This window comes from Stenotrophomonas sp. 8(2023) (assembly GCF_030345295.1).
GTDB lineage: Bacteria > Pseudomonadota > Gammaproteobacteria > Xanthomonadales > Xanthomonadaceae > Stenotrophomonas > Stenotrophomonas muris.
In genome coordinates this window covers 435,844-454,117 of record NZ_CP128404.1, presented here as the reverse complement: position 1 = coordinate 454,117, position 18,274 = coordinate 435,844, and the positions used below count along the sequence as shown (strand labels likewise).

14 protein-coding genes are annotated in these 18,274 nt (G+C 60.4%); 6 read left to right on the top strand and 8 right to left on the bottom strand.

Annotation, left to right across the window (positions count from 1 at the left end):
* The first annotated feature begins 10 nt into the window (after window positions 1–10).
* On the top strand, window positions 11–403 hold the full coding sequence (locus tag QP609_RS02070; RefSeq protein WP_289214008.1) for a very short patch repair endonuclease: 393 nt from the start codon (window positions 11–13) through the stop codon (window positions 401–403).
* A gap of 18 nt (window positions 404–421) precedes the next feature.
* The gene (locus QP609_RS02065) at window positions 422–1,759 is read left to right on the top strand and encodes a type II restriction endonuclease (RefSeq protein ID WP_197621271.1); all 1,338 of its coding nucleotides are present in this window, start codon (window positions 422–424) and stop codon (window positions 1,757–1,759) included.
* A gap of 881 nt (window positions 1,760–2,640) precedes the next feature.
* Here QP609_RS02065 and QP609_RS02060 read toward each other — a convergent pair.
* From QP609_RS02060 to aceE, 5 genes are all read right to left on the bottom strand, one after another.
* Window positions 2,641–3,567, bottom strand: a complete 927-nt coding sequence (locus QP609_RS02060; protein WP_197621272.1) for a hypothetical protein — start codon at window positions 3,565–3,567, stop codon at window positions 2,641–2,643.
* Window positions 3,567–5,186 carry a hypothetical protein gene (locus QP609_RS02055; RefSeq protein WP_197621273.1) on the bottom strand — a complete coding sequence of 540 codons (1,620 nt, stop codon included), beginning with the start codon at window positions 5,184–5,186 and terminating at the stop codon, window positions 3,567–3,569. The genes QP609_RS02060 and QP609_RS02055 overlap by 1 nt, the downstream gene beginning before the upstream one ends.
* A 181-nt stretch (window positions 5,187–5,367) precedes the next feature.
* The gene (locus QP609_RS02050) at window positions 5,368–6,378 is read right to left on the bottom strand and encodes a PD-(D/E)XK motif protein (protein WP_197621274.1); all 1,011 of its coding nucleotides are present in this window, start codon (window positions 6,376–6,378) and stop codon (window positions 5,368–5,370) included.
* A complete protein-coding gene (locus QP609_RS02045) occupies window positions 6,365–9,025 on the bottom strand; it encodes a Z1 domain-containing protein (RefSeq protein ID WP_197621275.1) in 2,661 nt (886 codons plus the stop codon). The genes QP609_RS02050 and QP609_RS02045 overlap by 14 nt, the downstream gene beginning before the upstream one ends.
* A gap of 341 nt (window positions 9,026–9,366) precedes the next feature.
* Window positions 9,367–12,054: a pyruvate dehydrogenase (acetyl-transferring), homodimeric type gene (gene aceE, locus QP609_RS02040; protein WP_053494867.1), complete on the bottom strand. Its 2,688-nt coding sequence runs from the start codon at window positions 12,052–12,054 to the stop codon at window positions 9,367–9,369.
* Window positions 12,055–12,598: 544 nt separating this feature from the next.
* On the opposite strand from aceE, the gene QP609_RS02035 reads away from it, so the two are divergent.
* Both QP609_RS02035 and QP609_RS02030 read left to right on the top strand, forming a co-directional pair.
* Entirely contained in the window at window positions 12,599–13,159 is a 561-nt protein-coding gene (locus tag QP609_RS02035; RefSeq protein WP_197621276.1) for a PadR family transcriptional regulator, read from the top strand.
* Between the two features lie 60 nt (window positions 13,160–13,219).
* Window positions 13,220–14,017, top strand: coding sequence for a siderophore-interacting protein (locus tag QP609_RS02030; RefSeq protein WP_197621277.1), 798 nt, complete (start codon window positions 13,220–13,222; stop codon window positions 14,015–14,017).
* Between the two features lie 161 nt (window positions 14,018–14,178).
* Here the strand turns inward: QP609_RS02030 and QP609_RS02025 are convergent, their stop codons facing one another.
* Window positions 14,179–15,012, bottom strand: coding sequence for a hypothetical protein (locus QP609_RS02025; RefSeq protein ID WP_197575396.1), 834 nt, complete (start codon window positions 15,010–15,012; stop codon window positions 14,179–14,181).
* 208 nt (window positions 15,013–15,220) lie between these two features.
* Between QP609_RS02025 and QP609_RS02020 the strand changes: the two genes are divergently transcribed.
* Window positions 15,221–15,622, top strand: coding sequence for a hypothetical protein (locus tag QP609_RS02020; RefSeq protein WP_014645734.1), 402 nt, complete (start codon window positions 15,221–15,223; stop codon window positions 15,620–15,622).
* 157 nt (window positions 15,623–15,779) lie between these two features.
* Here the strand turns inward: QP609_RS02020 and QP609_RS02015 are convergent, their stop codons facing one another.
* Complete coding sequence (locus tag QP609_RS02015) at window positions 15,780–16,487, bottom strand: YceI family protein (RefSeq protein ID WP_005415047.1); 708 nt, start codon at window positions 16,485–16,487, stop codon at window positions 15,780–15,782.
* An 86-nt stretch (window positions 16,488–16,573) separates the two neighbouring features.
* Complete coding sequence (locus QP609_RS02010; RefSeq protein WP_005415046.1) at window positions 16,574–17,164, bottom strand: malonic semialdehyde reductase; 591 nt, start codon at window positions 17,162–17,164, stop codon at window positions 16,574–16,576.
* A 126-nt stretch (window positions 17,165–17,290) separates the two neighbouring features.
* On the opposite strand from QP609_RS02010, the gene QP609_RS02005 reads away from it, so the two are divergent.
* Window positions 17,291–18,250, top strand: coding sequence for a mitochondrial fission ELM1 family protein (locus QP609_RS02005; RefSeq protein ID WP_197621278.1), 960 nt, complete (start codon window positions 17,291–17,293; stop codon window positions 18,248–18,250).
* Window positions 18,251–18,274: the final 24 nt, after the last annotated feature.

The following is an 18,274-nucleotide window of genomic DNA, read 5'->3' as shown; positions in this document are numbered from 1 at the left end:
GTCCGCGCAGATGTCGCGGATCCGTGGTTCGAACACCAAGCTGGAGGTCCTTGTCCGCAAGGGCCTTCATGCGCGGGGACTGAGGTATCGGCTTGGTGGCGCGAAGCTGCCTGGCAGGCCGGACATCGTGCTGCCGAAGTATCGGACGGTGGTGTTCGTCCACGGGTGCTTCTGGCATGGGCATGACTGCCCACTCTATAGGTTACCTAAGACGCGACCGGAGTTCTGGGCAGATAAGATTGGCAAGAACAGAACGCGAGACCAGCGCGTTACCTCTGAGCTTGAAGCCATGGGCTGGCGGGTACTGACCGTATGGGAGTGCTCCCTGCGCGGCAAGACCGCCACTGAGCAGGCTTCATTTCTGGATCACTTGGCCGAGACCCTACATCAAACAGCACACTGAGGAAGGACTAACGTGGAGATGGATTTTCTGGAGCAGAGTTCAGACCAGTGGTCGCTGATGGAGTCCTTTGTCAATCGCAGCGGCAAGCTGTTTCTGAAAAAGCTCTCCCGCAATGATGCATCGTGGGCAAATGAGGGTGGCGGCCATCAGTACGGCTTCTATGTGCCCCGCGCCGTACGCGAGTCAGACTTCTTTCCCGAGCTTCATGCCCGGGAAGACATCCCGCATATCCTGGAAGCTGACTGCCCATCATTCTGGCCACAGACCGGCGAGGTCAGGAGCGACTCTGGTATCAAGTACTACAGCAACAAGGGCTCTGAGTGCCACTTCACGAGGATTCCCGCAGAACTGTTTGCTGGCCTCAACCCCGCATCATGGCTGCTGGGCGGGACACTTGAGGAGCCTGAAGGGGATGCGTATCACTGGTTCATGGTGATCGACTCAGCATCTACGGAAGCGGAAATGCTTGAGAGTCGCCTCGACATCCAGGCGAACTTCCACTTCGATCTTTTCGATCCATCGAAGTTCAAACGCGCCTCGGCCATCGAGTCGGACGAAGCTGCGGAACTGATCAGCGAGATCGATGCCGCGATCAAGACTGGCACCGTCGAGACGCTCGTTGCGAAGTACTCGAAACTTCCTGATCCGCTTGTGCTCGCGAATGAGGCGCGGTTGGATTTCCTTAGATCTGTGAGGTCGAAGACGTTCAACCCATGGGATATCAAAAAGCCTGGCGACGCTCTCATGCGCGTAAGCAGGGACATCGAGTTTTCAATCTACCGCCGACATGAGCTCCGCATGAGGGCAGTAGAGGTCGCCAGAATTCTAGCCCAGCATGACCGGTCTGCGACTGCGGCTGTACGCGGTTTCGCGACCTTGAACTCGATATTTCTCTCTGCAAGCCAACAGCGGAAGAGCCGTGCTGGAAAGTCATTTGAGACCCACCTGGCCGCCATGTTGCAGGCGGGGGGAGTGAGGTTCGAGGCGCAGGCAATTCTTGGCCAGCGACGCCCGGACTTCGTCCTTCCTGATCAGGCGACGGTCGCCTTGGACACGCAACGGCGACATGAAGACGCAGCCATTCTTTCGGCCAAGACGACTCTACGCGAGCGCTGGAAGCAGATCACCCACGAACGCTTCAACTGCGCAATCTTCCTGGCTACGGTAGATGACCGGGTTTCGAAGGAAGCGCTTGCGGATCTGCAGAAGGCAGAGATCATGCTGGTCGTGCCGGAGTCGTTGAAGATGAAGAGCAACGAGTCCCTCTACTATCACGACACGAACGTGATTTCCTTCCGGGAGTTCTTTGACGAAGAACTGGCTCGCAAGCGGCCGACGCTGCTTCTTGCAGGATGACCCCGCGGACGATAGCGTGCGCGGGGTACCTCATACATCAAGCACCAGAGGGGGTGCTCCATCCGGCGTAGTTCGCAGGAAAGAAGGCGTCGACTGGTACTTTCATGTTGAATACTTAGTTAAAACCTAAGAGCGAAGACCCGAAAGCATCGCGTCTCGGATTAATGACTCAAGGTATTCATCCGTTAGCCCCCCTACTTCGAGTAACGTCATCTGAATTCTGATCCTCACTATGGCGTCCCGAAGAAGCTTCTCCGAAGCGGCGGTACCCAATCCTTCTGCGAGCGTAGTCCACTCAGCGACGATGATTCTGGTAAGGCGCCAATCCGAAGAGATTGATGTTCTTTCCAAAATTGCGACCGAAGCATCCTCGGTCAGAGCCTCAAGGAGTTGCCATCGATCCGGCGATGCTTGACCTTTGTCAAGCACGACGGCGCGCAGCCAAAGCCGGCCAAGTGCATTACGCAAAATGGGACCACAGACACGCCTGGGGTTTAGAGATCCCTCAACGCCCCCCCAACGCCACCTCACATAGTGGGGAAGAAGATTCAGTCCGATCCACGTCCAAGTATCCGCCTGCAACATCTCACCAATTGGCAAGTCCGCAAGCGCAAGCTCCTTCGCAAGTGCGCGATCGACCGCTTGTCGGATTGGCAACCCGGGCTTTGGATACCCGTTGTCCCTCATTACTTCGTTGAGCGTGGCCTGAAGTTTCAGAAGGTAGGTGCTATTAACCTTGGGAAGCCCCGTCGCGGCAAATCTCTCCGTCTGCAAGTCAGGCAACGTTCTAGAGTCATGCTCCAGAACTGAAATATCAGATTCAAGCATCCGCTTCAGGAGTCCTGCACCCTTCGCTGCGGACAACTTTGGAAATCTATTACTCACGCCTTACCTCCAGCGGCTCTCCAAGGCCTACCTGCGTCAACCCACGACTGGATCAGGACTTCGAATTCACCCGGATCGTGAATTCTCATGGCCGCCACTTCTGCGCGCGTACGCCCTGAATAGATTGCCGCCAGCCAAGATGACACTTGATTCGCTGCAGAATCAGCAATGAGAACGGCTGATTCAAAATCCCCTTCCTGAGATAGAGAGAAGGATATAACCTGCCTAATGATGGCCTCTTCAAAATAGCTAACCGCATGACTATCCCCTTTATCCAAGGCCTGGACAAAGCCGGGGTAGTCTCCATTCACGTAGACACAGACCGCCTGTTCAAAATCAAGCTCCAGGGCGTCTGCTACCTGCACGTGAATCAAACCGCGATCGTGCTTTCCGATCCCGAGATTCCTGAAAGAGACCACTTCTATAGGAAGCCGTCTTCGTCCTCCCTCCAACTTGCTAGACCATGAATCTTGCCAAACTCTCGAGCCAGCAATGCTTGCAGACAAGCCACTAGGAGCTAAGCCGGCCGCATCCACCACTACGCTTATGTGAACAACGACATCAAGTGAGAGCTTGGAACTATCAGGCTCAATGATGATCTCGACTTCCCTTTCGCCTTGCTTGAGGATCTCCCTTTTCGCAACTGTGGAGAACATTCCACGCGCTGTTTCTACGCGCGCCACGATAGATAGTTGCGCGCCACGCCCAAGGCCGAGCAGATCAACCATCCCCTCCACATCAACGCTAAATACTCGTCGCAACGAGAAGCCCAAGGAGGAGTCCCAAGCGGGAAATGCGCCCTTGTCGGGAATGACTACTGAGTCGTGACCGGAACGTCGAAGCTCCCAGCCTTGTAATGGATAGACCGTGACAGCATTCTGATCCAAGGTAATGAAAGGAGGAATTGCTCGGGTACGTCGCATTAGAGCTTCCTTTCGACAATCAAAGACGCAGCAATAGAATAGTCGCCGTTAAACTCGACTTCGAGCAAATAATCCCCATCCGGGCCAATTGTGACACTACAGCCTTCGGAGAAGGATCCACTTGGCAGTGTCCACCCCCTGACTTCCGGGAGACGATAGTCTGCAGGAACATCATCTGCAGAGGCCCCCTCAATTGCGACGTCTGCGCGAACAAAAACCGGGCCTGGGAACGAGCTTCCTGTGGAGAAGACAGCGACCCGAGCAGATCCATCGAGCTTGAGGTGTAGAAATCTTAGTGATCTGATCCTCGCGCCCCCAGGTTTGCCGCCAGCACCGCCAACTGCGGGCTCCGCATCAGCGCTGCTGCCATCTCCTTGGAGAAAGTTCTCCGAGAATCGATCAGCGATCCCAGCAAGCGAGGCCTTTGATGGCTCACCCGACTCTGACCTAAGATTTGCACCGTACAGTTCTTTAACTTTCTCAGGAATCCGTCGGCGGCGAGTTACTCGTACAAGCGAGGCATTTTGCCCGATGAGTCTATCGGGTATCCAATCATCATGCGCGGGCGGCTCAGATGACGCAAATATCTGAGATATTGCCGGCGTGTCATCACAGAGAAAGACACCAGCCCATTCTTTACTGCCCACAGTCTCAGGAAATTCGTCGTATCGAACGACAAGTTCACTGGCTCGCATTAGAGCCACGTGACGAACACCGCGGTCAAATACCCTCTCCGGACGGACGTCTTCATCGCATCCGAGTAGTACGCGTGGCGATTGATCTGCAAACGCAATGTGTCCGGCTATCTGATGTGGCTTTATTGTTCCCAGCGGAAAGGCGCCCTTTGCGAGACTCCTGGACCGAGCTCTCACGAGTGCCGTCGCAAAAAGACCATATACCGGGTGTCTTGCTGGGTCTGGCAACGGGATGGGCTCCCCATCCAGCTCGACCTCGATCACCATTGATGGCACGCCCTTAGTCTTCACCAACTTTGGCCATAAGTTGTGAATAACTATGTCAGTGATTACCCGAGCAGTGTCTTTCGCGGGTAGTTCCGGCCAAGGGATCAGTACAGAGGTTCCGCTATCCGAAGCCTCGCGATCAAGCATTCCCAAAGCGCGGGCCAAGGATGCAGCACGAGATCCTACAACCGGCGCGACACGGCCGGATTCCGCAACCCGCCCCCAGAAGTGCCTCCCGGTGAATCTCTCTTTCCCTTTCCTTGTTGAGCGCTCATAGGACGATCCAATTCTCGCAGCCATGAACCTCCGCTCTTTCGAACCATCATCGGTCAGAGAATCGACAACAATGGCCCTTGCAGCGCCGGCCAGGTAGAGGGATGAGCGTCCATATCCGTACGTTCCGCCATCACCACTGTCAAAGTGTGCCGAACCGATGTCAAAGAAGAATCGGACGAACTTACTCTTAGACTTCTGTGGATCGGTATCACCGCAGAGCCCGGTTGTTCCGAAATCGCAAATTTCGAGAACCTTTATGGGCCCGACTTCTTTCAGGCACTGCTCGAGCGCACTAGTACCAACTGGCTCGTTTGTTGTCTCATCCCCTGCGTCGAAAAGCCGCCTTAATACACCACTTTGCTGCGTCGTCAGTGTACGCACGCGGACAAGCATGCGAGGGACACGGTCACTACCGGAAACAACAGAGCTGCGAGCATCCCAGATGTTTTGTCCCGCCTCACGAATTACCAAGGTCAAGGGATCAAATGGTGGTCGACCAAGAAGATTGGCGATTCCTTCGCCTTGGAGGCTTCCGGTCGGGCCCACTCGTTCAGATAGCCTTTCAAGCATCATCTCCCCCTACAAGCGAAACCACAACCGGAAGCCATTCACGCTGACACTGCACGGATGATCCCAAGTCCAGTTTATAGGTCACGTCCGATACCCCTGATACATTCGCATCGCCCCTTAGCGAATCCCGGGAAAGGCGAGGGAAGTTCTCGTCAACTACGTAGGTAAAGGCGCTTTGACAAACCATTTGGGTATTGTCTCTCAGGACGGACTCCCCATAGCTCGAAATCCGCGATTCAAATTCCGTTGAGAGGTCACCCGGCAGCAACCCCCGAATTTCCTCTACAAGCTTCAGCACGCTTATAGGGCCGGACTCGACCTGTTCCAGTTTAATTACTCTAAGGAATAGCTCCCCACCGTCCGGCGGGTCAAGTTGATCCCAGTCGGAAATATGGATCACATTATTCTTGGATTCTGCTCGTCGAGATGTCTTGACCTCGAGCGCAAGCGAGCCATTGCGGAAATCGTGACGCTCTCGTCTCCCGCCCCCCCAGAATCTAATAGATTGCCTGCGGGCCATGACGAGATCTCTAAGAACCATCAACTCACCGACAAGGCCGGTTATCACCCGGGAATTCGACTCGAATCCTAGGACAAGCCCCTCGAACTCCTGCCGACTGTTCAACACAGCCTCGGACAAAGAGAGGCTCTCTGCCTTATCAAACAGGAGAAGGATGAACGACGTGAAGGCCGCATCACACGCGCGATCAACACACCATATGTGCAGAGCCCTAACGGACACATGGCCATTCAAGAAGTTCTGAACAGAAATTCTGAGCGCGCCTCCACCATCGGCACTACTCTGGGGAATTCCGAGCGCCTCTCCAGGGGAAAGGGGCAGTAGAACCCCCTTGTTGCCCTCACTATCGAGCGTAACTTCAGCTGGACGGCTTTCACCTTGTATTGAGGATGAGCGAAAGTCTGATCGGTCACATGATGACTGAGAAATCAGTGCCCATGCTGCTTTAAGTCTTCCCTCCCGGTCCGCATCAGCGCGCTGCATCGATCAACTCCTCTGGGATTGCATCTTCCCCAGTGAATTCCTCTGTCTGCGCGTCCTCTGCTTGGAGGTCAGCCTGGACGTATTCCTTACCCGCTCCAGGTCTCCCGGTGAAGACCAAGCCAACACCAAGCAGATCTGCATCAGCCTCCATGTCCTCGCGCTGGCTGCTGTCTGCAGTTGAGTTTTTGGCGATTGGATAGAGCAGGAGCAACGGACGCATCTTATTCTTCTCACGATGCATCTTAACTTCATCCCAACTCAGGCTCGCCATGTTTGCGATCGCCCCATCCATATCGACCAACAGATCACGTCGAGACATGAGTGCTTTGATGAATGCCACATCGCCGGAGTCCTTCAGTGGGGATCGATTCACCGTCCTGACGCTTCCCAAAGCTCCCATCGGTCTGTCGCTAAGTGGACCGCTCCCACTTCCAACAACAGCTACATTCCACCGCTCAAGGGCCGAGCTTTTTGAGTTCACAGAGTCGATGTAGGAAATGATCGAATTACTGCTAAGGAGACGACCCGGCTCAAAGCAGTACCGGCCTATGAACTGCTTGATCTCCGCTACCTCGACCCCCTCCCGAACGATCGATGACCCAGACGTTCTCACATTCACTGCCTCAGGGAAAAGGGCTTCAGCACTCCTCCAGTTGGCGAGCATCACGGGGCTGTTCTTTCTTGACAGCCTTATCGTCTGGAGGTGTTGGCCTTCATAGCCGATCTCAGCGGTCTTGGAATTTCGCATTTTTGAACGAGCAGTGATGGCCAAACCTGGAATCTTCCTAATTCTCACTGCGAATTGCATCGGAGTTATGTTCTCTTCTTCATACCGCAGAACATCTCGCCTAATTTCTTCCTCTACTGTTGCCAAGTTGAAGAAAGCTTCTCTGACGTCGTCTTCCATCCAGATCCGAGGAAGGTCAGCAAACCCCTTCCGATATCCAAACCATCTCCCCATCTGCATAAGGGTATCGTATTGGCTTGAGGTGCGCATAAAGTAGCTAACAATCAACCCATTAAGCGTGAGGCCGCGAGCCAGGACATTACCACCGATAACCAGATATCGACGTGCCGGCTCTGAGTAATCGATCCTATCGGTGCTACTCCAATTTTCGACCTTCACGGAGATCGACCCGACAACAGAGCTCAACCTATCGACGATCTGACTGAAATTTATCTCAGTCAAACCAAAATCAGAAGCGTCAACGCGGGAACATTCGTCATTCCACAGTTTGTTGAGTTCCTTAATCGTATTGGCGTCATTTGACGACAACTTCGCTCTCAACTCGGCGAGATACGGCTCAACGGCCATTCTCGTAGAACGGTGCACGCTATTGAGCATTGAAGTGTGGACGAGCATCGTACTGTGCTCCTCATCCTGACCTCTTACCTCCCTTGCAGCCACCGTCATGACAAAGTAATTAATCGCATCTGCAAGCGATTTTGTTACCTCGAACCTGAAGTCGGAAACCTTTCTGGATGATGGCCTCAAGAACTGTGCTTCGTCTTCTGGAACGATTCGAATCATGTCGTAACCAGTTTCCCCCCCAGCATCCTCCCCCTCCAGAGCTTCACGCCCGAAGAGCTCTGCAGCTCCGAAGTATGCGCGCGGGCGACTGAGAGGATAAATAAAGTCTCGCGGATACAAGTCTTCCGTATCGTTTGGATTGATCAACACATTTGCGAAGGGAGTCGCGGTGTAACCCACATAGGTCACACGGGGAAGCAACTCGACGATTTCACGAATGAGTTTGTTTGTCGCGGAGATTGCGCTCTGCAGCTGCGCAGAGTTCACACTGGCCTGATCGCACTCGTCATCAATGATGAGGAATGGAGTACTCTCAAGGATGCTTTTCGGAGTCGCTTTGAGCTTGTTTTTGAATCGACGTAGGATGTTGGCGTTCTTTTTCATGACCGCAAGATGATTTCGCGATCCATCCAGCGGGAATCCTCCGGCAGCCGTGTCCCTGAAGTCTCCTTTCTCCAAGCGCCCATCCTTTGTCATATCGGCTTGAGTCCAGCGGTACCATCGATCTTGCTGCCCACTCTCGATCAGATCGCCATCCAAACGAATCTGCGTTTGATTTCGCAGGGTGTCAGTCAATCCCGATAGCACCACGAAAAACTTGTACGGCGTATCTGCTGATTTTGCGATTACGCCCGCCATATTGCCGGTTTTTCCGCTCTGAACATGGCCGATGGCGAGGCCTCTGCAGTCAAATGTCGTTTTGCCGGGATTCTCCAATAGAGACACAACCGCGGTGCTGTCCTCATCGACAGAACGTATCTCTTCCTCCGATCGCCCAAGTGACTTTAGCCTCTGCTTCAGCGCAGTCCAGATGGTCGCATCGTCGCCTGGACCGCCGTACCAGTCGGCTCTTCCCTGCTTAACGGCTTGCTTGCGCCAGTAAGATATCTGTTCCTGCCGCTCCAAGATCCGGAGGCGCGCGAGATCGATAAGAACTACCTGCTCTGCAACTACTTGAGGATACCTTCCGAGCCTAGCAGTGATGTCTTCGGTAGCAGAGGACACAGCTTCTGCCAGTGTCCGGCCCCGCATCATTAGGCCGAGAAGATCTCGCTCTGCAGCGTCGATCCCCGGGTCATCCTTTTCAATCGCGCCACTTCCAGTGCCTTCTTCCATGCTCGCAACCCCCTTTAGTTGTCACAACGATTCTGTCCAACCAACCGATTGATTGTTTCAGTTACCTGAATTTCATTCAATCCTATGTTTGAGTCGAGTGTTCCATAATGTTCCATGGAAATCATGGGACCTGCTCCAACGGAACAGGGTCGAAGGTAAGCCACGCAACTCAGACACCTAGGCACTCTCGAGAGATGACGAGTCAAGCCCGTGAGTGCGGCCAGAGTTGATTGTTGGAGAGGCTGTCAAACGTCTATCCGGACGATTCAAGGCATCTAGTCCTAAAAAGACGAAAGGCGGCCAGTGGCCGCCTTTCGAATAATCCCACTAAGCCTTATCCATCAAACCCCAACAGGATTAGCCTTCTCCGGATCAATCTTGTACTGCTTGATCGCCCGGGCCACATCCTTCGCGGTCATCTTCCCTTCCTTCGCCAGCGCCGCAATCGCGGCATGCGCGATGTAGTAGCGATCCACCTCAAAGAACCGGCGCAGGTTCGCACGCGTATCCGAACGGCCGAAACCATCCGTACCCAACACCGTGTAAGACATCGGCACGAACGCGCGGATCTGGTCCGCATACGCACGCACGTAGTCGGTGGCGGCGATCGCCGGGCCCTGGCGGCCTTCCAGCAGCTCGGTCACGTAGGCCTTGCGCTGTTCACCTTCCGGATGCAGGCGGTTGGCACGTTCCACGTCGAAACCATCGCGACGCAGTTCGTTGAAGCTCGGGCAGCTCCAGATGTCAGCGGTCACGCCGAAGTCCTTGTCCAGCAGCTCGGCTGCGGCAATGGCTTCGCGCAGGATGGTGCCCGAACCCAGCAGCTGCACACGCAGCTCGCCCTTCTTCGGCTTGCCGGCGTCGGTCAGCAGGTACATGCCCTTGACGATGCCTTCGGCCGCGCCTTCCGGCATTTCCGGGTGGGTGTAGTTCTCGTTCATCAGGGTGACGTAGTAGTACTCGTCCACCTGGTCTTCCATCATGCGCTTGGTGCCGTGCTGCAGGATCACCGTCACTTCGAAGCCGAAGGTCGGGTCGTAGCTGCGCACGTTCGGGATGCCACCGGCCACCAGATGGCTGAAGCCATCTTCGTGCTGCAGGCCTTCACCGTTCAGCGTGGTGCGGCCGGCGGTGCCACCCAGCAGGAAGCCGCGGGTACGCATGTCGGCAGCCTGCCAGGCGATGTCGCCCACGCGCTGGAAGCCGAACATCGAGTAGTAGATGTAGAACGGCAGCATCGGCACGTTGCTGACCGAGTAGCTGGTACCGGCGGCCATCCACGAGCTGATCGCACCCGGCTCGCTGATGCCCTGCTGCAGCACCTGCCCGCTCTGGTCTTCGCGGTAGAACATCAGCTGGTCGGCATCGACCGGCTTGTACTTCTGGCCGAACGGCGCGTAGATGCCGATCTGGCGGAACAGGCCTTCCATACCGAAGGTACGGGCTTCGTCGGCCACGATCGGCACGATGTGCGGGCCCAGTTCCTTGTCGCGCAGGGTGATGTTCAGGCTCTGCACGAACGCCATGGTGGTGGAGTAGCTGCGCTCGCCGCTGCTCTTCAGCAGGCGTTCGTACGCTTCCAGCTTCGGCGCCACGAAGGTCTTGTCGGCCTTGCGGCGGCGCTGCGGCAGGTAACCGCCCAGCGCGGCCCGGCGTTCCTGCAGGTACTGCACTTCCGGCGAATCCGCGCCCGGGTGGTAGAACGGCACCTGGCCGTCGGCCAGCTGCGCGTCGGTCACCGGAATGTTGAAGCGGTCGCGGAAGTGGCGCACCGCTTCGTCGTCCAGCTTCTTGGTCTGGTGGGTCGGGTTCAGTGCCTCACCGGCGCTGCCCATGCCGTAACCCTTCACGGTCTTGGCCAGGATGACGGTCGGCATGCCCTTGGTGTTCACGGCCTGGTGGTAGGCGGCGTACACCTTGTGCGGGTCGTGGCCACCACGGTTCAGGCGCCAGATGTCGTCGTCGCTCAGGCCGGCGACCATCGCAGCGGTTTCCGGGTACTTGCCGAAGAAATGCTCGCGGGTATACGCGCCGCCGAAGGCCTTGCAGTTCTGGTATTCGCCGTCGACGGTTTCCATCATCAGCTTCTTCAGGACGCCGTTGGTGTCCTTGGCCAGCAGGGCATCCCAGTAGCCGCCCCACAGCAGCTTGATCACGTTCCAGCCGCCGCCACGGAACACGCCTTCCAGTTCCTGGATGATCTTGCCGTTGCCGCGCACCGGGCCGTCCAGGCGCTGCAGGTTGCAGTTCACCACGAAGATCAGGTTGTCCAGGCCTTCACGGCCGGCCAGCGCGATGGCACCCAGGGTTTCCGGCTCGTCGCTCTCGCCGTCGCCGATGAAGCACCACACCTTGCGGTCGGACTTCTCGATCAGGCCACGGTTTTCCAGGTAGCGCATGAACTGCGCCTGGTAGATGGCGGCCAGCGGGCCCAGGCCCATCGACACGGTCGGGGTCTGCCAGTAGTCCGGCATCAGCCACGGGTGCGGGTACGAGGACAGGCCACCGCCGTCCACTTCCATGCGGAACTTGTCCAGCTGCTCTTCGCTGATGCGGCCTTCCAGGAAGGAACGCGCGTAGATGCCCGGGGCGCTGTGGCCCTGGATGAACAGCAGGTCGCCCGGGTGGTTCTCGCTCGGGGCGCGCCAGAAGTGGTTGAAGCCTACGTCGTACAGGGTGGCGCCGGAGGCGAACGAGGCGATGTGGCCGCCCAGGTCACCCGGCTTGCGGTTGGCGCGGACCACGGTGGCCATCGCGTTCCAGCGGATGATCGAACGGATGCGCCATTCCAGCTCGGCGTTGCCCGGGCTCTTGGCCTCGAACTGCGGTTCGATGGTATTGACGTATTCGGTGGTGGGAGAGAACGGCAGGTAGGCGCCCGAACGACGGGTCAGTTCCACCATGCCTTCCAGCAGCTGATGCGCGCGCTCGGAGCCCTCGACATCAATAACGGCCTTCAACGACTCGATCCACTCCTGGGTTTCCACAGGATTCGGGTCGTTGTTCAGCACCTCGTTCAACCAGTTCATTAGCGCTCCCATAACCGCACGCACGCGCGCGACTGTTGTATAGATTTCTAGACCGCAAAGTGTAGCGCACCAAGGGCTTTCGTCACTTGGCTACGCAGGCGTATGGATGCAACCGGCCAGTGTCCGCAAGGGGCTTGCCGGGCCCGCTGACGGCCCTGCGGCGGGCCTTGGTGGCTGCGCGGGCTGTCGCTTGCGGGCCGCTGCGCCCATGTGCAGGACGCAGTGTTACCGCTGCCGATGACGGTTGTAGGGCAACTCCGGCACCGCTGTAGGGGCGGTTCGGGCAACGGTACTGAACCGGCGACAACATGTCGCATCTGCCTCTGGATCGGTACCGGCTGCGGGTCCAGCATGGGCCGCGAGTGAGGGGCCTGGCGGCCCTGCTCCCTTCCACGGTTCGCCGGGGCGCCCTGCAAGGGGCGCCCCTTTTGCTGTGCACGCGGCCGCCCGTGGCCCAAAACGGTCCTGCTTGTGGCCGGATCGATGATTGCCGGCTTCGATATATCGATATATCGTTTGCACACTCGTTTACCGATATATCGAAATGAGCCGCCCCGCTTCCCCCAGAGCCCGTTCCACCGATCCGGCGGTGCCCCGCCGCAACGGCCAGCCACGCGTGCTGAGCCGCGGCGACCTGCGCCTGCTGGTGCTGGCCCTGATCGGCGAGCAGCCGCGCCATGGCTACGAGCTGATGCAGCTGATCAGCAACCAGTTCATGCAGGCTTACACGCCCAGCGCCGGCACCATGTACCCGCTGCTGGCCAGCTTCGAGCAGGCCGGCTGGATCGAGGCCGAGGAAGTGGATGGGAAGCGGATCTTCCGCATCACCGCTGCCGGCGAGTTCGAGCTGAAGGTGCAGCGCACCCAGGTGCGTCTGGCGCAACGGCGAGCCTTCGACCGTGCCCGCGAGATCACCAAGGCCTCGCTGCCGCCGCCGCTGGCCACTGCCCTGCGCGAGTTCAAGCGGGCGCTGGTGCATCACCACGGCCGCTGGGCCGAGGGCGAGGCGGAAGAAGTGGCGGCGCTGCTGACGCGGGCGTCGGCCCTGCTCAACGGTACCGCCGGTAGCGAGAGCCCACCGTTTTCAACGACCCAGCCAGACTGAATCCAGCCAGGTCCTCCCCCATGCCGCGCGCCCCCGCGCGACACCTTTACAGGTATCCCCATGACCGAACACAACAATACGCGCCTGCGCCTGGATGTGCGCTTCCGTGAACTGACCGTGCTGCGCACCGAAGAGGTCACCCCGCACATGCGCCGCGTGGTGCTGGGTGGCGACGATCTGGCCGGCTTCGATTCGCCCGGTGCCGACGACCACATCAAGCTGTTCTTCCCCAATGCCAGCGGCGAGATGGTGCTGCCGGTGCTGACCGCCGAAGGCCGCAGCTACCCGGCCGACAAGGAGCCCTCGCCGTCGCGCGACTACACCCCGCGCTGGTGGGACCACGAAACCGGCGAGCTGGCCATCGACTTCGTGCTGCACGACCAGGGTATTGCCGGGCCGTGGGCCGAGCGCGCGCAGCCGGGCGACACGCTGGTGATCGGCGGCCCACGTGGCTCGTTCGTGGTGGCCGACACCTACGACGCCTACGTGCTGATCGGCGATGAAACCGCGCTGCCGGCCATCGCCCGCTGGCTGGACGTGCTGCCGGACGCTGCCGAGGTGCAGGCCTTCATTGAAGTGCGCGACGAGGCCGAACGCCAGGACCTGCCGCAGTACGAGAACGTGCGCATCCACTGGCTGGAGCGCAACGGCTTCCCGGCGGCCAGCAGCACGCTGCTGGAAGACATGCTGACCGACTTCGAGGCCCCGGACGGCGATGTCTTCTACTGGATCGCCACCGAATCGCGCCGCGCGCGGATGATGCGCAAGTTCATCGAAGGCCACCTGGGCGTGCCGCGCGACTGGATCCGCTCGACCGGCTACTGGAAGGCCCACCAGGACGAAACCGACGGCGATTGACCGGCTCGGGGTCAGATCCCTTTTCCTGTGGAAAAGGGATCTGACCCCATGCACCAGAACCTGCCTGGTGGGTGCGGACCGTTGGTCCGCACGCCCTTGACTGTGTAGAGCCGAGCCCACGCTCGGCTGCTCTCCGCTCGGCCACCGATGGACCCATCGCGCTACGCGCGATGAGCCGAGCATGGGCTCGGCTCTACAGGAGGGACCGCGACCGGCGGCTTGGCCACCTGCCCCGTCCACCCGAACCGCTGCGCGGCCCAGATCTCCAGCGCCACCAGCAGCGCGATGACCAGCAGCGGCAGCAGCAGCCCGAAGTACACGCCGGGCATCATGCCGTTGATCTGCGCCTTCACCAGCCGCAGCACGCCACGGGTGTGCAGCAGCTCATCCACATGCATGGTCAGCGCCTCACGCACCACCTTGGGTTCCAGCCCGACCGTGCCGGCCTTGTCCACCAGCGTGTCTTCCACCATGCCGCGCAGCAGGCCTTCGCGCACCTTGCCGATCACCCAGCCGGTGCCGCGTGCCAACGGGCCATTGCCAAGACGATCAAGGCCGGGCAACGGATGTTCGCTGAGGTAGGCCGAGGCAATGGTGTCGGCCACATCGCCCACCGTGCCCTGGCTGCGCAATGCCTCGCGCATGCGCGGGTCGTCCAGCGAGTCGGTGAAGCCTTCGCTCCAGCCTTCCACCAGGGTCTGAAGGTGCGGCTGGAAATGATCGAGCTGCTTGAACAGCGCGCGGTGCGCACCGGCGGTGAAGCCCAGCTGCAGCCCGAAGAAGGCCGTGGCCAGCGGCAGCAGCACCACGTAGCTGGCCAGCAGCCAGTGATGCCAGCGCTTGCGCCGCTGCAACCAACCCCGGCGGTGCAGCCAGCGCCAGCCGAGGATGCCCAGCACCAGGCCAAGCAGCGTACCGAGCACACTGCCGCCCAGCAGATCGAGCACGCTCAGGCCCGACCAGAATTCGTTCAACCAGTACTGCGCGTCCTGCATGGGTCTTCCTTCCGTGGGTGATACAACAGCCATTGTAGAGCCGAGCCCACGCTCGGCTGCTCTCCGCTCCGCCATCGGAAAACCCTCGCGCTGCGCGCGATGAGCCGAGCGTGGGCTCGGCTCTACACGGATTCCGACACCCGGTTCAACGCATCAGCCGCCAAGCAATGCGACAATCGCGCTCCTTTCCTGCAGCAACGAGGCCCACATGGCCAAACTGACCCTGGCCAGCGTGGATGCGCTGCGTACCCGCTTTGCCGATGACGCCGCCTGCGATGCGGCACTGGCCGCGTTCGCCGACACCGCCGTGCTGCGCGCGCCGCTGCGCGAGCTGGTGGCGGCACAACACCGCTACCTGCAGGCCGAATTCGAAGTGGCCCAGGTGGCCGACGTGCTGCGCCGCGACCAGAAGTACGCGCCGGTGGGCCGGCCTTCGATCAACATCGTGCAGCTGCGCAAGCAGCAGGCCGCGACCAAGCAGGCGGCGCTGATCGCACGCCAGGTGGTGGCGCAGGCCGCGCAGACGTTCGTGCGGGTGAGCGGGCTGGCGGTGAAGGCCAAGCAGAGTCCGAGCGAAGCGTGCGTGGCATGGTTGGGCGCGTTGCGCTGAGGGCGCGTACCCGGTAGTGGCCAACCTTGGTTGGCCTGCGGAGTGCCCATGTGCCAACCAAGGTTGGCATCTACCAACGCGCGTTCCCCCGCACCCAAAAAGAAGGCCCGCTTTTCAGCGGGCCTTCTGCCTTCTCACGACGAGTGAGCGGGGTGCATCAAGCGGCCGGCTTTTCGCCGGTGGCTTCGGTGGTGATGCGGATCTTCACTTCATCGCTGACGTTCGGGGCGTAGGCGCCGACGCCGAAATCGCTGCGCTTCAGGGTGGTGGTGGCATCGAAGCCGGCGGCCGGAACCTTGGCCATCGGGTGCTCGCCGCCGCCGTTGACGGTGACATCCAGGGTGACCGGCTTGGTGATGCCCTTGATGGTCAGGTCGCCGGTAACGGTCAGCTTGTTGGTGCCGGCCGCTTCCACCTTGGTGCTCTTGAAGGTGGCATCGGCGAACTTGGCGGCGTCGAAGAAGTCGGCGCTCTTCAGGTGCTCGTCGAACTTGGCGGTGAAGCTGTTCAGGCCGCTCAGCGGCAGCTTCACTTCCACGGTGGACTTGGTCACGTCTTCGGCGTTGTACACCAGGGTGCCTTCGACGTTGCCGAAGTGCGCGCTCGGGTTGGAGAAGCCGAAGTGGCTCCACTGCGCCAGCACGTCGGTGTGGCTCGGGTCCAGCTTGTAGGTGCCCGAGGCGATCTTGATCGCTTCAGCGGCCGGCGCAGCAGCGGCGGCATCAGCAGCCGGGGTGGCGGCCTGCTCGGTGGTGGCCGGGGCGGCGGCATCGGCGGCCGGGGCAGCGGTGTCGGCCGGCTTGGAGCAGGCGGCGATGGCCAGGGTCAGGGCCAGCGGCAGCAGCAGTTTACGGGTGGCGCTCATCTGAGGAACTCTCCGGATCGTAGGGTGGGTACACGGTGCAGCAAGAGCCCGCCGCACGACGGCGGGCCCGAAACCGATACAGCGACTTACGCGATGCGCGCCGCTTCGTCGAACGACAGGCGCGGCAGGCGCGGGAACAGGCCCGCCGGGTCACCGTAACCCAGGTTGACCAGGAAATTCGACTTGATGGAGGTGCCGGCGAAGAAGGCTTCGTCGACCTTGGCCGGGTCGAAGCCGGACATCGGGCCGGCATCCAGGCCCAGCGCGCGCGCGGCCAGGATCAGGTAGGCGCCCTGCAGGCTGCCGTTGCGGATGGCGGCTTCATGGCGGCCTTCCTGCGGGCCGTCGAACCAGGCCTTGGCATCGGTGTGCGGGAACAGGTACGGCAGCTTCTCGTGGAAGTCCAGGTCGAAACCGATGATGACGGTGACCGGCGCCGCCATGGTCTTGGCCAGGTTGCCTTCGGACAGCGCCGGGGCCAGCTTGTCCTTGGCTTCCTTCGAGGTGACGAAGACGAAGCGGGCCGGCGTGGTGTTGGCCGCGGTGGGACCCCACTTCACCAGGTCGTACAGTTCCTTCAGCAGGCTCTCGGGGACCGGCTTGTCGAGGAAGGCGTTCTGGGTGCGGGCCGTGCGGAACAGCTGATCGAGGGCGGCGGCGTCGAGCGCGTGGGACATCGGTGGATCTCCAGGGCGGCGAAAGGAAGTCAGTGCCCGCGGGCGGCGCGGGGCGAATCGACGAGCCGCAGTGTAGAGTGTCGCGACTGTTGCAACACCCAGCAGGACTGAAACGAATTAATGCCAATGGTGAAACGATCGAGCGCGCCCTGGACGGTCACTGACGGCCGTGCGGGCAATGTCCGCCAGGCGGTCGCGCTGGCCTCGGCACTGCGCCAGGGCACCCACCGACCGCTGCTGCTGCAACCGCGCGCGCCCTGGCGCTGGCTGTCGCCGCGGCGCCTGCCCGGCGATGTGAACGGCTACGGCGAGGCCTTCGCGACGCTGGCTGCCGACGCCCCGGCGCTGGCGATCGGCTGTGGCCGCCAGGCCGCTGGCGCCCTGCGCGTGCTGCGCGCACGCGGCAGCCAGGTGGTGCAGATCCTCGACCCGCGCATCGGCGCGCGCCACTGGGACGTGGTGGTGGTGCCCGAACACGACACCCTGCGCGGCAGCAACGTGCTCACCCTGCTCGGCAGCCTCAACCCGGTGGACGATGACTGGCTGGCCTGGGGCCGCGCTGCGTTCGCCGGCTTCAGCACCCTGCCCGGCCCGCGCACCGCACTGCTGGTCGGTGGGCCGACGCCGCTGGCGCCTTGGAACGAGACGGCGATGGTCGGCGTGTTCCAGGCGCTGGCCGAGCAGATCCGCAGCGAAGGCGGCAGCCTGCTGGCCACCACCTCGCGACGCACCCCACCGGCGTTGGCGGAGATCCTGCGCGCGAAATTCGCCGACCTGCCGCACGTGATCTGGGGCGATGGCGGCGACGGTACCAATCCCTATGGCGGACTGCTCGGCTGGGCCAACCGCGTGGTGGTCTCGCCCGATTCGGTGAACCTGCTCTCGGAGGCGTGCGCCACGCGCATGCCGGTGATGGTGGCGCTGGCCGACACAGCGCAGGGCCGCCTGGCGCGCTTCCAGCAGCAGCTGCGCGAACGTGGGCGGTTGCAGGCGCACTGGCTGGACTGGCAGTACGACCGCATCGAGCCGCTGCGCGAAACCGCGCGGGTGGCGGCGGAAGTGAAACAGCGCCTGGCACTGGGGTAGTGCCGGCCGCTGGCCGGCAATCCT

Bases quoted from the DNA above. Each gene is read 5' to 3' on its own strand.
- QP609_RS02070 (WP_289214008.1), top strand. From the start codon at position 11: ATGTCGCGGATCCGTGGTTCGAACACCAAGCTGGAGGTCCTTGTCCGC.
- QP609_RS02065 (WP_197621271.1), top strand. From the start codon at position 422: ATGGATTTTCTGGAGCAGAGTTCAGACCAGTGGTCGCTGATGGAGTCC.
- QP609_RS02060 (WP_197621272.1), bottom strand. From the start codon at position 3,567: ATGCGACGTACCCGAGCAATTCCTCCTTTCATTACCTTGGATCAGAAT.
- QP609_RS02050 (WP_197621274.1), bottom strand. From the start codon at position 6,378: ATGCAGCGCGCTGATGCGGACCGGGAGGGAAGACTTAAAGCAGCATGG.
- QP609_RS02045 (WP_197621275.1), bottom strand. From the start codon at position 9,025: ATGGAAGAAGGCACTGGAAGTGGCGCGATTGAAAAGGATGACCCGGGG.
- aceE (WP_053494867.1), bottom strand. From the start codon at position 12,054: ATGAACTGGTTGAACGAGGTGCTGAACAACGACCCGAATCCTGTGGAA.
- QP609_RS02035 (WP_197621276.1), top strand. From the start codon at position 12,599: ATGAGCCGCCCCGCTTCCCCCAGAGCCCGTTCCACCGATCCGGCGGTG.
- QP609_RS02030 (WP_197621277.1), top strand. From the start codon at position 13,220: ATGACCGAACACAACAATACGCGCCTGCGCCTGGATGTGCGCTTCCGT.
- QP609_RS02025 (WP_197575396.1), bottom strand. From the start codon at position 15,012: ATGCAGGACGCGCAGTACTGGTTGAACGAATTCTGGTCGGGCCTGAGC.
- QP609_RS02020 (WP_014645734.1), top strand. From the start codon at position 15,221: ATGGCCAAACTGACCCTGGCCAGCGTGGATGCGCTGCGTACCCGCTTT.
- QP609_RS02015 (WP_005415047.1), bottom strand. From the start codon at position 16,487: ATGAGCGCCACCCGTAAACTGCTGCTGCCGCTGGCCCTGACCCTGGCC.
- QP609_RS02010 (WP_005415046.1), bottom strand. From the start codon at position 17,164: ATGTCCCACGCGCTCGACGCCGCCGCCCTCGATCAGCTGTTCCGCACG.
- QP609_RS02005 (WP_197621278.1), top strand. From the start codon at position 17,291: ATGGTGAAACGATCGAGCGCGCCCTGGACGGTCACTGACGGCCGTGCG.